Here is a 13,689-nt window from a genome sequence, read left to right on the forward strand (position 1 = left end):
CAACTAAAGAATATTTCTCAGATAGAGCATTCTAGACACAGGAGTCTGCATGGATTCATGCTGAACTTACTTGGTGGGTTAATTGCGTACTGCCTAAAACCAGAAAAGCCATCGTTGAACATAACAACCACTGAAAAATCAGGATTGATGGCGATGGCTTAAACCGATCTCAGGTTAATTAGCATGGATGAAACGTAGTAAGTATCAATGTGCAGCAATGCACATTGATATACGCAACTAAAAGAGCTTAAGTGATTGATGAGATGATCTTGCTGCGGCTAGTGTAAAAATTCGCCACGTCGCCATTGAGAAAGCAATACAATACCAAGTCCAATACCTCGCATTGCCATGAAGCTAAGCATCGCAAGCCATAGTGCATGGTTATCTAAAAATGAGAATGTATAGAACACTCCAAAGAAACAACACATGGCAACAAACATGCTATTACGCATCTCTTTACCTTTGGTTGCACCAATAAAAATACCGTCTAACAAGAAACACCACATCGCCGTTAATGGCATCGCCACTAGCCATGGTAAATAACGCTGAGCTTCTAACTGCACACTGTTAATATCAGTGATCAAAGTGATCAATTGCGATCCCGCAACAGCAAAAGCGATAGTTAATAGCAAGCAAATGATCGCACTCCAAAAGAAGCTCCCGATGATAGCCCCTTTGAGTTGTTGCTCGCTCTTCGCGCCAATAGCTTTGCCAACCATGGCTTCCATCGCGTAGGCAAAACCATCCATACCGTAAGAAATCATCATCAAAAAGCTCATTAACACTGCGTTTGCCGCGACGGTTTGGTCACCAAAAGCAGCACCTTGAAAGGTCATAAAACTAAACACTGCTTGCAGGCAAAGTGAACGCAGGAAGATATCTCGATTCAATTTTACAAAACGCGCAATACCATGAGTTGCGGTCGACAATAATGTAAAAGGTGAAGGCAGTTTTTGAGCAACCCAGTAGCGCCAGACACAAAATAGTCCAAAGCTCATACCGGCATAATCGGCAATTACAGATGCCAAAGCCGCCCCTTCAACTTTCCAATCGAAGCCGATGACAAAGACAATATCAAGTACGATATTAGTTAGGTTGGTAATGATCACCATCCACATCGGGGCTTTAGCATTTTGCGTACCGAGCAACCAACCTAACAACACAAAATTGGCTAAGGCCGCAGGTGCGCTCCACGCACGGATCAAAAAATATTGTAACCCGTAATGCTTAACTTCATCACTGGCGCTACTGAACGAAAAAATGGCCTCACCCAACACGCGGTGTAATAACAAAAATAGCAAAGCAAAGACCAATGCCATCAGTAAGCCTTGAATGAAAACTAACACAAGTTGCTTTGGACTTTGTGCACCATACGCTTGAGCTGTTAAACCGGTGGTCGACATACGTAGGAAACCCAGCAACCAAAATGTCACGCTGATCATGGTACTGCCAAGCGCCACACCACCTAAATACCAAGCGTGTTCAAGGTGGCCAATAACAGCGGCATCCACTAAACCTAAAAGTGGAATGGTAATGTTGGAAAGCACCATCGGAATGGCAAGTAATAATACCTGCTGGTGCACAGTACGATTAGACAAAGTCTGGAGAATAGATTGCGACACGTTGACCTCTCTCAGTAGAGAACAAAGTGTAACTGAGCCGTAAAGTGACGGCTAGATCTTACTCCGGCAGGAGAACCATATCACTCAATTTACCAACAAATATGAACCAAAATAGGAGTCAAACGTTGTTTTGAGACAATCACTTTGCTCAACCAACGTTGCCACCATTTCCAACGGCCACAATGACAGTCTAATGGAGAATACGTTTTGACTGATTCAGCCCAGGGTAAACAATTAAATATTGCCTCACTCGGTATACGAAAACCGTGCTGATAGTCGCCTGACCCCATACTTTGTCCCAGAGCTGAGGCTGTTTTATCGCCAGCTAACATCAAACAAGCACTCGCATGAGAAAAATACAAACCTAATGCACGAATGAAACGTGTTAGCTGATGTGCATTACAATCTAATAACGCATGTTCGCATACAATCAGTACTGGTGCAGAATCCGTAATGGTTAACGTATCTAACCATTGCAAATCATCAACACTACCGCACACATGTTGGTAACGTTCACTATGATGAAACAGTTTTTGTCGCCACAATAAATTTTCGGTTATATCCAGCTCAATCCACTGACAACGTCCATTGTCGACCCGATAAAAACGCGTATCTAACCCCGCCCCAACATTAATGATGACCCCATCGGGGTGACGCTCAATAAACGCTCGAACCTGCTGGTCACATAATTGGGTTAACGTAGCGTGCAGTAACTGTTTTTGGTCAATATTACCTGATAAGCACTCAGGTGCTAACTGGCAGCACTGACAAGCCGTTGCAGCAATGGGATCATAAACCAAACCATTATCAACCAAGCTTTCACGGCTACGAAACCATAATGGCTGAACTAAATTGGTGGGTATCTGGTAACGTTTTAAAGCAGAAGGTTTAGGTGGCATCATCATCTTCCTTGAGTATCAGCAAAGAAGATGATAATGAATATCAATTGCAAAATCAATTTATTGAGAATTAATCTCAATACATCCGATTAAGTTTAGGTTACATCCAGTCGGTGTTACGAATGATTCCAACTGCAATGCCTTCAATCGTTAATTGTTGCACATTTAAATCAACTTCAATCGGTGAAAACTCTTGGTTTTCAGCATGCAGTAAAACCGTTGAACCTTTACGCTCAAGTCGTTTCACCGTGACATCATCTTCTACGCGCGCGACTACCACCTGACCATTACGCACATCTTGCGTTTTATGTACTGCGAGCAAGTCACCATCCATAATGCCGATGTCTTTCATGCTTTCGCCATGAACACGCAACAAAAAGTCAGCTTGCGGTCGAAACATACTAGGGTCGACTTGATAATGAGCTTCAACGTGCTCTTCAGCCAAAATCGGCTCACCAGCAGCGACTCGACCAATTAAAGGTAAACCGGTTTCTTCATTAGCCGCTTCGAGCAGAATGCGGATACCGCGTGATGCACCGGGAATAATTTCAATGGCTTGCTTACGGGCCAATGCTTTTAGATGTTCTTCTGCTGCATTGGCAGAACGAAAACCAAGCTCTCGTGCAATTTCTGCACGGGTTGGTGGCATTCCTGTCTCATCAATTTTGCTACGGATAAGATCGAATACTTGTTGTTGGCGTGGCGTTAACGGCTTCATGAGTCACCTGTCTGTTTATACAGTTAACTGTGAGTATATCCAGTAATATGATAAATGGAAGAGTAAGTGTTTATTTTTTAGCTATTTGTAGAAATTGGGCAAGTTGTTGACTCCGTGTTTTTCCGTTCTGCTCATCCCACATCGAGCGAAATGATGTTTTACTAATCAATAAAAATTAAAAGGTTTGACCAGTTTCTGGTATTCTTGCCGTTCAAAAATAGTTAGCTGCTTAGGCGTATATCAATTTTTCTTGTTTCTTATTGTTTTTACTTGGGAAATTGAAATGCGTTTAGGTTTATTGAAATATTCTTGAGGCTATGAACCTTTATGTCTTCTGGACAATCATTCTCACGTTCATTACTAAAACTACCATTATCAGTTTTGGTCAAAGGCACGGCGATTCCTTCAAATCCAATTGAAGATCACGGCATCGATGTTAATAAGCCCATTGTGTACGCCTTACCTTTTCGCTCTAGTGTTGATTTACTTACACTTCAAACTCACGCGAAACAGCTCGGACTGCCTGATCCTTTACAACCACTTGAGTTAAAAGGTAAAAGCTTTCAACGTTATGTCTTTATTTCTGCACGTCCAACATTAGTACAGAATGATCAACACATCCCAAGTGACTCGATTACGCTCTTTTCTGAACTGCTTGAAATGCATCAATTTGATACAGAATTAGATGTGCAAGTGATCCCTGCGACAGTACTTTGGGGACGCAAGCCAGGTAAGGAAGGTCAAGAAAAACCTTACCTACAAGCCATGAATGGGTTACAAAAAGCGCAAGCCGTCATCTTAGCCGGGCGCGACTGTATGGTGCGTTTCAGCCCAGTAGTTTCTATACGTTATATGGCAGATGCCCACGGTACCGATGCCTCCATTGCGCACAAATTGGCGCGAGTGGCTCGCATTCACTTTTCTCGTCAAAAACTGGCCGCTTCTGGTCCAAACTTACCGAATCGCCAAGCATTATTTAACCGCTTGATAAAATCACAAGCGATTGAAAAAGCGATTGAAGATCAAGCCAAAGCACAAAATATCTCTATCGAAAAAGCGCGTAAAGAAGCGCATGACATTATGGATGAGATTGCGGCTGATTTTTCTTACTCACTGGTAAAAAAAGGCGATCGGATCTTAGGCTGGTTGTGGAACCGCATTTATCAAGGCTTAAATATTAACAATGCTGCTACCGTTCGCCGCCTTGCACAAGATGGACACGAAATCGTATACGTTCCTTGTCACCGTAGTCATATGGATTACCTACTGCTTTCTTATGTTCTATACCATGAAGGCATGGTGCCTCCGCATATTGCAGCCGGTATTAACCTCAATTTCTTTCCTGCAGGCCCTATTTTCCGCCGTGGCGGGGCATTCTTTATTCGCCGTAGCTTTAAAGGCAATAAACTCTACTCAACTATTTTCCGCGAATATTTGGCAGAGTTATTTGCTAAAGGCTACTCGGTAGAGTATTTCAGCGAAGGTGGTCGCTCGCGTACTGGGCGCTTATTACCGGCGAAAACCGGCATGCTTGCTATGACAATTCAAGCAATGTTGCGAGGCCTTAACCGACCAGTCACACTGGTGCCAGTATACATTGGCTATGAACATGTTATGGAAGTCAGTACGTATGCCAAAGAGTTACGAGGTAAACGTAAAGAAAAAGAGAACGCAGGGCTTGTTCTACGTACCATTCGCAAGCTGCGCAATTTCGGACAAGGTTATGTCAACTTTGGCGAGCCAATTCAACTCAACCAATACTTGAACGAGCAAGCGCCAGAATGGACGCAAGATATTGACCCAATGGGCTCGACGAAACCACAATGGATGAACCCAGTAGTCAACCAACTTGCGACTAAAATGATGACACACATTAATGATGCGGCCGCTGCGAATGCACTAACGCTCTGTGCGACCGCTCTGCTCGCTTCACGGCAAAGTGCTCTCTCACGTGATAACTTAATCAAGCAGATCGACTGCTATTTATCACTACTCAATAATGTGCGCTATTCAGAAACCTGTACCGTACCTAAAGCGAGCGCAGAAGAGTTGGTCAAACATGCTGAGTCGCTCGATAAGTTTGTGATTGAAACGGACACTATGGGTGAAATCATTTCGCTTGATCGTAATCAGTCGATTTTGATGACCTACTATCGTAATAACATCATTCATCTGTTTGCGATCCCATCAATGATTGCACAAATGCTGATTCGCCAACAAAGTTTGTCATTGGATCAAATCAAAGCCAATGTGGCCCTGGTTTACCCATTCTTAAAACAAGAGCTGTTCTTAAGTTACGCACAAGATCAACTAACCGATGTGGTCAGCGATTATATTGATGAGCTCCAACGCCAACAATTAGTCAGTGTAAACGATGACAGTATGGTCACCATCAACCAAGCAAAAACTCAAGTTTTGATGCTGCTAGGCCGTACCATTTCAGAAACACTGCAACGCTACGCGATTTCGTTGAACCTGTTGGTCGCAAACCCAGACTTAGGCAAATCAGATTTAGAGCAGAAAAGCCAAGAAATTGCTCAGCGTCTTGGTCGCTTACACGGCATCAACGCACCAGAGTTCTTCGATAAAGGGGTTTTCTCTGCAATGTTTGTCACGCTAAAAGAACAAGGTTATTTAGAGCTTGATGGCAACTGTAATCGAGAACCGACCACACAGCTTGCACGCTTACTCTATTCGATGCTCTATCCTGAAATTCGCTTAACCATTCAAGAAAGCGTCTGCCAAGTCGACTAAAGGCAAGAAACCACAAAGGCATCATGATGATGCCTTTGTTTTACCTACCCCGTGGAAGTCACACCTCTACCAAAAGGCGATTAGAAGCCCCAAGGTTAATACCATACCAACATGGTTATTATTCAAAAATGCATCAAAGCATAAATCACGATCACGATGACGGATTAAACGTTGCTGATAAACAAACAACGCTGCCGCGGCAAGCACACACCAGTAGAAACTTGCCCCTAGGTGATAGTATCCCCCCAATGCAATCATCATCACTAACACTAGCAATTGTAAAATACCGATGATCATCTTATCAAAACGACCAAACAAAATGGCCGTTGATTTAATGCCAATTTTGATATCATCGTCGCGGTCAACCATGGCGTATTGTGTGTCGTATGCCACTGTCCATACCGCGTTAATCATAAAAACAAACCACATCACCATCGGCAATTCATTAGCTTGTGCTGCCCATGCCATGGGAATCGACCAGCTAAATGCCAAGGCTAAAACTAACTGAGGAAGATGGGTATAACGCTTCATAAAAGGGTACACAAACGCTAATACTATTCCAGCAAATGAAAGCTGAATCGTCAGCGGATTCATGGTCAGTACTAGCAAAAACGAGGTCACGCCTAGTACCAAAAATAGGATAATCGCCTCTTTAGTACTGACGATACCTGCGGGTAGTGGCCGCTGTTTGGTTCGTTTGACATGACCATCCACTTTACGATCGGCAAAGTCGTTGATCACGCATCCAGCCGAGCGCATCAACAAAACTCCCAGCACAAAAACCACTAACACATGAAGATCCGGCACTCCTTGCGCAGCAATAATCAATGCCCACAACGTCGGCCAGAGCAGCAATAATGAACCAATTGGACGGTCCATTCGCATTAACTGCCAATAAGCACGGGCCTTAACTAAGGTCATTAGACTCTCTCCTTAGAGTAAATAGGACAAGACGGTAAAAACAGTTCCGCCACTAACATGGGTTTGTGGTTCATCCATAATCGAGAACGGCGCGCGAGAAATTCCCCCTTAGCCGTTTTAGCCCACCCGACTTGTAATGCATCACGATTAACGTTCTCAGCGCTAAAAACCGTCAGCCCAAGAGGAATTTTACCTTGACGAGTTAAATCATATTGCTGACCAAGCATGGAAGATTGTGGGATCAAGGTTCGACCCACTACCCATGGTTCGCTATCACCACACAATACCACCTTGCGTAACAAGCATTCTTCTTTCGATAACAAAGTAATTTCATCATGTTGCAAACGTTCTGCTTTTACTATTTTATTGTGCAGTAGCTCGACACCCAATTGCTGGCAATGCTTTTCTAAAACACGAGATAATGAGCCTTGCTCCAAAAGCCAAGACTGAGAAACCTGATCTGGGAAGCAAAAATCGTCAGGTTGCTGCCAAATTACTTCACGTAAAGCAGACAGATAGAGCGAAATTGATTGATTCATACTAGTATTCAATTAGTGGCTTTATCAACATACAATAAAGATCCATTTTGGAGTTAAAATAACCACAGAAAACGCGCTCTCTCAGAAATACTGATTAGGTTAGAAATCAGAAACCCATCCATAAAAAAATGACTGGGTGGAAGAAGCTGACACAGCATATTCCTAACAACGAGATAGGCATTTTGATTACAATTAGATGCTCTATTGTAACAAGACTAAAGCGATTCGAGTATCGTGAACAGAAGAAAGAAAAGATAGAAATATGCTTAAACGTTATGTAGCCCAAATAATTATCGCCATGAGCCTACTTTGTGCCCTACCCAGTAAGGCCGAAGAAGAAGGCGTACCTAAACTCGCTTACTTTACCTTGGAACCGGATCTGACAACGAACTTTTTTACCAAAGGGAAAAAACTTGGTTATATTCAAGTTCGTATCGATGTCATGGTGGCCAATAGTAAAGATTTACCCATCGTTGAACTGCATCAACCTCTTATACGTGATGCCGTAATCGAGTTACTTGGTAAGCAGACAGAAGAAACCATCAAGTCTCTTGCTGGACGTGAAGACTTAAGAAAGTCACTGGTAGAACAATTAAATGCAGTATTGCTACCAGAAACGGGACGAACCGTTATTGCTGATTTACTGTTTACTAAATACATTTACCAATAAAGCGGCAACAGCCGCTTTATTTTTTTCCACTTTGCTCACTGCTGAAAGCAACTAACGAGCGCGATAGCGAGAGGCGTCATTAAGCCCCAAAGCAACACCAGCAATTAACCCTGCTAGGTGAGCACTATTGGCTATCGCCATGAAAGGTTGTACAAAACCAAGAACTAACCACACCAACATAAAACCGATGAGCGGCTTAGGCATTTGTAAACCAACATTAGGGACTCTCCAATCGATCATCCATAAATATCCAACCAACGCATAAACCACACCCGATAAACCACCAAAATTAGCGCCTTCAACCCAGTACTGAGCTGCACCGGATAAGGCGGCTGATAGTAAAAATAACTGGCCTAGTTTGAAAGAGCCCAATTTTTTTTCAATATCCCCACCTAATTGCCACCACCATAACAGGTTAAAAACAATGTGCAGCACTGAGAAATGAAGCAACGCGTGACTAAACCAACGCCAAATTTGCCATTGCTGGCCAGTAACGGCAGGAAAATGCAATGCGGAAAAAACCTCATTAGCCAACCCGAACTGCTGAAGAGTAAAAATCACAAGGCAGACACTCATTACACCCAAAGTTAAAGGGCCTGCTTTTGCTTTAACCATAGCTAACATGCTCGGGGAACGGTATTGAAAATGGTTATTGCGGGTTTCGGCGACATCCCAAGAGGCAGCTTGGTATTTTTTGTTATTCGGATTTTGCAAAAATTGTGTCAGCTCAGCTTCCGTTTCAACTTGGTATTGGTCGTCTAGCAGCCATAATACAAACTGACCACTCCCCTCTGGCATCATTTGGATCTCGATACGTCGAGATGCCATGTAATCAATAAAAGCTTGCGCCATTCTGGGGTTGTTGAGAGTGATCAGCCTTAACATATATTTGTATTGTCCTAGTTGGTTACTATTGGTAAGTTGGCGCGATGCCAAGCTTCAAATCCACCATCAACACTATACACCTGTTCAAAACCTTGGTTAACCAGATACTGCGCAGCTCCTTGGCTGCTAATACCGTGGTAACACATCACTAAAACTGGCTGCTCAAATTCAGTATCGTTCATGAAAGCCACCATAGTGTCATTGGTTAAGTGGAAAGCACTTTGGGCATGTGCCATTGTAAACGACTGCGTATCACGAATATCCACCAATTTCGCATTATTTTGTTCAATTAAAGCTTGTGCTCCATGAGCATCAATATGTTGAAATTTATCCATCACTTTCTCTTTCTATCCGCATTGTTTTTAGACACTCATTGTAACCTATACAATATTGATCAAGTACACAGCCTTTATAAGGTTATCCACGACTGAACACTTTATCGCCATTTGTGGATAATCTTGTGGATTACGTTGATAAAGTAGCAAAGTGAAAATTGATCCACAACATGTAGTGATGATCCTTACTTTTCTGTGTGTAACGTAATACATATCCCCAAACATAAAACGCTGTTCAAGCCTTGATTTAAACGACTTGATGACAGCTCGCAAATAATTTTGTCACAGAGTTATCCACAACTCATAACGATAAATTGTGTCACTTATTTTCGATCGGACATAAAAAAACCGAGATCATAAAGATCTCGGCCTTCAAATAACTCTTAGCGCGTTAAGAAGTTAGAATTCGCCAACAGCCTCTTTCAACTTCTTCATTGCGTTCTTTTCAAGCTGACGAATACGCTCAGCTGAAACTCCATACTCTTCTGCCAACTCTTGCAGTGTCGCTTTTTGATCATCTAACCAACGCGAACGTACAATATGTTGACTCCGCTCGTCTAAGCTTGCTAATGCTAAACTTAATCGATTATTGGTGTGGTGTTCCCAATTCGCCGCTTCAACATTTTCAGCTAGATCTGAGTGCTTATCTTCAAGATAAAGCATTGGTGCACTGTAAGAAGCACCTGAGTCATCATCGTCAGCCGACATTTCAAATGTCGGATCTTGTGCGGCTAAGCGAGATTCCATTTCACGTACTTCAGCCGGGGCAACCCCTAGCTCACGAGCAACAGTTTCTACTTCACTATTATTGAACCAACCTAAGCGTTTTTTAGACTTGCGTAGGTTAAAGAACAATTTACGCTGCGCTTTCGTTGTGGCAATTTTCACAATACGCCAATTACGTAGCACGTATTCGTGGATTTCGGCTTTGATCCAATGCACAGCAAATGAAACCAATCTAACCCCGACTTCAGGGTTGAAACGCTTCACCGCTTTCATCAAACCGATATTACCTTCTTGTACAAGATCAGCCATTGGCAGACCGTAACCAGAATAACCACGAGCAACGTGAACGACGAATCGAAGGTGCGATAAGATCAACCCTTTCGCGGCTTCAATTTCACCTTTGTAATGTAATCGCTCTGCGAGTGACTGCTCCTCTTCCTGCGTCAGCATTGGGTAGCTGTTCACTGAACGAATGTAGCTGTCTAAGCTATCTTGTGAAACGAGAGCCATTGTATACGTTTGGTTTGTCATTCAATTCCTCATCAATATCTGATCTGGAGTAATGGATGTTTTAACCCGCCAATCTTGAACCCAAAATGAACAAGAATCAAGCAGGGGGAAGCTATTATGCATAAACAAATCGTCTATACAAGCCCGCTATGTATGGCCAAGTCATAGTTATTAACCATTTTTTGACCCCCTTCGACTAAACTGGTTCAATTTCTTTTAAATGGCGCTTAGCAGAAACTTTTGCAGCAATGCAACCTAAGAAGGTACCAAGCATAAGTAGTAATAAAGATTCATCCCAACTCAGTCCAAGCAAACGAAAACGACTGTCATAAAGCAGCGCAAGATCTTCCACCGCGCCGTTTAGCAGTACCGTAATGCAAGCGGTTAACAGCCAGGCAGCACACGCCCCTAATAAACCAAACCACATCCCCGAATACAGATAGGGACGTAATATGTATCCATCAGTAGCCCCAATCAGCTTCATGGTTTGAATTTCATCTTTATTGGCCTGCACATTAAAACGCAATGTATTACCAACAATCAAAAACACTGACCCCAACATCAAAACAGATAAGCTGGCAACAATCACGGTCGCTAAAGCACGGATTGCGTCTAACCTTGCAAGCCAGTCTTCATCTAAACGCACATCGCTTACGTCTTGCTCAGTCTGTATTTTTTGTGCCAAGGCTTTGATTTGACCTTGCACCTCAACGTCTGGGGTAACGATCAATACACCAGGTAAAGCGTAATCATCTAATAAGCTTATTGCCTGTTCAAAACCGGCATATTGGCTAAGATCAGCCAGCCCTTGCTGTGAAGAGATATACTCCACACTGGCGATGTCCGTTAAGCTTTCTAGCTCATCCTTCAACACCATGATCCGAGCTTCTGGTGTGTTTTCTTGTAGGTAAACACTTATTTGTGAAGGACTGGTTACATTGCTCGCAACAGAGGTAATATTTTTGCTTAATAGGTACATACATGCTGGCATTGCCAAAGCCATTGAAATTACAGCCAGAGTAAGGATATTACCGAGTGGTCGTAGCCATAATGATGAAAATGAGGCTTTAGCTTGCTTAAAATGAACCGTGAAAAAACTATCGGTTTTCACGCGTTTTGGCTCACGTACTTTCGCATTTTTCTTATTGTTTGGCTTAATTGCCATAGTCTTCTACCTCGCTTAAAAATCCTTGATTAAGCTCTAAATGACGGTATTGAGGACGTGTATTCACTAAGCTAATATCGTGTGTTGCCAAAATAATAGAGACACCTGCACGGTTAAATTCTTCAAACAGTTTAAGAACTCGATTAGAAAGTTCGGGATCTAAGTTTCCGGTCGGCTCGTCAGCGAGTAATAATGTTGGGCGGTTAACGACTGCTCTTGCGATACCAACGCGTTGCTGCTCGCCGCCAGAAAGCTGACTCGGCAAGCAACGTGCTTTATCAAGTAAATCGGTTTTATCCAAGGCAGCCGATACGCGGCGTTTAATCTCACTTTCAGAGATCGATTCAATTCGCATTGGCAACGCCACATTATCAAAGACGGTTCTGTCCATCAGTAAACGATGATCTTGAAACACGATCCCAATATTACGGCGTAAAAATGGAATATCTTGGTTTGGTATACGCGTGATATCGTGGCCGTTAAAGCTTATCCGCCCATCGGTTGGGCGTTCGATAGCACAAATTAGCTTCAACAAAGTACTTTTTCCTGCGCCCGAATGACCACCTAAAAACGCCATCTCTCCACGACGTAAGTGAAAATCAACTTTTTGTAGTGCCTGACGGCCACCGCGATACGCTTTGCTCACTTGTTGAAATCTAATCACTCGCTATTCCCCTACCAGTGCCTTATTGGTTAATGAGGTGCTCAAGGAGCACCTTAACGATCTTATTCTTCGCGGCTAAATAGCGCCTCAATAAATTGCTGCGTTTCGAATGGACGCAGATCATCGATCCCTTCTCCAACACCAATGAAGCGAATAGGAATTTCAAACTGGTTCGCTAAGGCAAAAATAACGCCACCCTTTGCGGTGCCATCAAGTTTAGTCAAAGTAATGCCTGTCACCGGAGCCACCTCACTAAATAATTTGGCTTGGCTAATGGCATTCTGCCCAGTCGCGGCATCTAAGATCAGCATAATTTCGTGCGGAGCGGAATCATCAATTTTCTTCATTACCCGCACAATTTTACGCAATTCTTCCATTAGGTTGCTCTTGTTTTGCAAACGACCCGCGGTATCAGCGATAACAACATCAACACCACGCGCTTTGGCAGCCTCTATCGCATCATAAATAACAGACGCACTATCTGCGCCAGTATGCTGCGCGATGACGGGCACATTATTGCGCTCACCCCACACTTGCAACTGCTCTACCGCAGCGGCGCGGAAAGTGTCTCCCGCAGCCAGCATGACTTTCTTACCTTGTGCTTGAAATTGCTTGGCAAGCTTACCGATGGTCGTCGTTTTACCGACACCATTTACCCCGACCATCAAAATGACATAGGGCGTTTTACTGCTATCAACCACCAACGGTTGCTCGACTTTAGCCAGAATATCTGCCATTTCATCTTTGAGTAAACCATACAGTGCTTCACCGTCTTTTAATGCTTGACGAGATGCTTTCTCTGTTAGGTTATTAATAATTTTAAGCGTGGTGTCCATACCCACATCGGCGATCAATAACTGCTCTTCTAACTCTTCAAAAAGATCGTCATCAATTTTTTTGCCTTTAAAGAGGCCAAAAAAACCGGCGCCTATATTGGCTTTAGTACGAGTCAAACTACGCTTTAAACGAGCGAAAAAGCTTTCGCTTGGCTTTTCTTGCTCTTGAACTCGAACTTCTGCTTCTGCTTCTGCTTCTGCTTCTGCTAAAACAGTGTCAGACTCATGCATTATCTCAACAACGACTGTTTCTTCAATTTCTGCTGTTTCTGCATGTTCAACCACTGTTTCTTCAACTACAGATTGATCTTCAGTTTGCTCTCTTGCTGTGGTTGGTTTGCTTGATTCTTCTTCACCAAAACCTAGCCAAGAGAGTAATCCGCGTTTCTTTTTTTCCGTCATCTGGGGATATCCTAGATTTACTAAACTAACTACGACCTTTTTC

At 43.1% G+C, this 13,689-nt stretch carries 13 protein-coding genes and 1 pseudogene; 3 read left to right on the forward strand and 11 right to left on the reverse strand.

Going from position 1 to position 13,689, the window contains the following annotated elements:
- A pseudogene (locus tag AACW06_RS11920) lies at positions 1-162 on the forward strand (IS982 family transposase); the annotation flags it as partial.
- Positions 163-278: 116 nt separating this feature from the next.
- Here AACW06_RS11920 and dinF read toward each other — a convergent pair.
- The 3 genes from dinF to lexA all read right to left on the reverse strand — a co-directional run bounded on the left by dinF (position 279) and on the right by lexA (position 3,239).
- Entirely contained in the window at positions 279-1,622 is a 1,344-nt protein-coding gene (dinF, locus tag AACW06_RS11925; protein WP_192075221.1) for an MATE family efflux transporter DinF, read from the reverse strand.
- Positions 1,623-1,711: 89 nt separating this feature from the next.
- On the reverse strand, positions 1,712-2,527 hold the full coding sequence (locus AACW06_RS11930; protein WP_192075222.1) for a class I SAM-dependent methyltransferase: 816 nt from the start codon (positions 2,525-2,527) through the stop codon (positions 1,712-1,714).
- A gap of 94 nt (positions 2,528-2,621) precedes the next feature.
- Positions 2,622-3,239 carry a transcriptional repressor LexA gene (gene lexA / locus AACW06_RS11935; RefSeq protein ID WP_192075223.1) on the reverse strand — a complete coding sequence of 206 codons (618 nt, stop codon included), beginning with the start codon at positions 3,237-3,239 and terminating at the stop codon, positions 2,622-2,624.
- Positions 3,240-3,566: 327 nt separating this feature from the next.
- On the opposite strand from lexA, the gene plsB reads away from it, so the two are divergent.
- Complete coding sequence (gene plsB, locus AACW06_RS11940; RefSeq protein WP_192075224.1) at positions 3,567-5,993, forward strand: glycerol-3-phosphate 1-O-acyltransferase PlsB; 2,427 nt, start codon at positions 3,567-3,569, stop codon at positions 5,991-5,993.
- A 66-nt stretch (positions 5,994-6,059) separates the two neighbouring features.
- Here the strand turns inward: plsB and ubiA are convergent, their stop codons facing one another.
- Both ubiA and AACW06_RS11950 read right to left on the reverse strand, forming a co-directional pair.
- Positions 6,060-6,914: a 4-hydroxybenzoate octaprenyltransferase gene (ubiA, locus tag AACW06_RS11945; protein WP_172533187.1), complete on the reverse strand. Its 855-nt coding sequence runs from the start codon at positions 6,912-6,914 to the stop codon at positions 6,060-6,062.
- A complete protein-coding gene (locus AACW06_RS11950) occupies positions 6,914-7,465 on the reverse strand; it encodes a chorismate lyase (RefSeq protein WP_192075225.1) in 552 nt (183 codons plus the stop codon). The genes ubiA and AACW06_RS11950 overlap by 1 nt, the downstream gene beginning before the upstream one ends.
- A 250-nt stretch (positions 7,466-7,715) precedes the next feature.
- Between AACW06_RS11950 and AACW06_RS11955 the strand changes: the two genes are divergently transcribed.
- Entirely contained in the window at positions 7,716-8,123 is a 408-nt protein-coding gene (locus tag AACW06_RS11955) for a flagellar basal body-associated protein FliL (RefSeq protein ID WP_192075226.1), read from the forward strand.
- 51 nt (positions 8,124-8,174) lie between these two features.
- Here the strand turns inward: AACW06_RS11955 and glpG are convergent, their stop codons facing one another.
- From glpG to ftsY, 6 genes are all read right to left on the reverse strand, one after another.
- A complete protein-coding gene (gene glpG / locus AACW06_RS11960) occupies positions 8,175-9,008 on the reverse strand; it encodes a rhomboid family intramembrane serine protease GlpG (RefSeq protein ID WP_192075227.1) in 834 nt (277 codons plus the stop codon).
- 14 nt (positions 9,009-9,022) lie between these two features.
- Positions 9,023-9,343, reverse strand: a complete 321-nt coding sequence (gene glpE, locus AACW06_RS11965) for a thiosulfate sulfurtransferase GlpE (RefSeq protein WP_192075228.1) — start codon at positions 9,341-9,343, stop codon at positions 9,023-9,025.
- A 399-nt stretch (positions 9,344-9,742) separates the two neighbouring features.
- Positions 9,743-10,600 carry an RNA polymerase sigma factor RpoH gene (gene rpoH / locus AACW06_RS11970; protein WP_053311432.1) on the reverse strand — a complete coding sequence of 286 codons (858 nt, stop codon included), beginning with the start codon at positions 10,598-10,600 and terminating at the stop codon, positions 9,743-9,745.
- Between the two features lie 175 nt (positions 10,601-10,775).
- A complete protein-coding gene (ftsX, locus tag AACW06_RS11975; RefSeq protein ID WP_192075229.1) occupies positions 10,776-11,744 on the reverse strand; it encodes a permease-like cell division protein FtsX in 969 nt (322 codons plus the stop codon).
- Positions 11,734-12,408, reverse strand: a complete 675-nt coding sequence (ftsE, locus tag AACW06_RS11980; protein ID WP_053311430.1) for a cell division ATP-binding protein FtsE — start codon at positions 12,406-12,408, stop codon at positions 11,734-11,736. Before ftsE ends, ftsX begins: the two co-directional genes overlap by 11 nt.
- A gap of 62 nt (positions 12,409-12,470) precedes the next feature.
- The gene (ftsY, locus tag AACW06_RS11985; RefSeq protein WP_192075230.1) at positions 12,471-13,646 is read right to left on the reverse strand and encodes a signal recognition particle-docking protein FtsY; all 1,176 of its coding nucleotides are present in this window, start codon (positions 13,644-13,646) and stop codon (positions 12,471-12,473) included.
- Between the last annotated feature and the right edge of the window lie 43 nt (positions 13,647-13,689).

This window comes from Vibrio sp. S12_S33, assembly GCF_963889785.1.
Taxonomy (GTDB): Bacteria; Pseudomonadota; Gammaproteobacteria; order Enterobacterales; family Vibrionaceae; genus Vibrio; species Vibrio aestuarianus.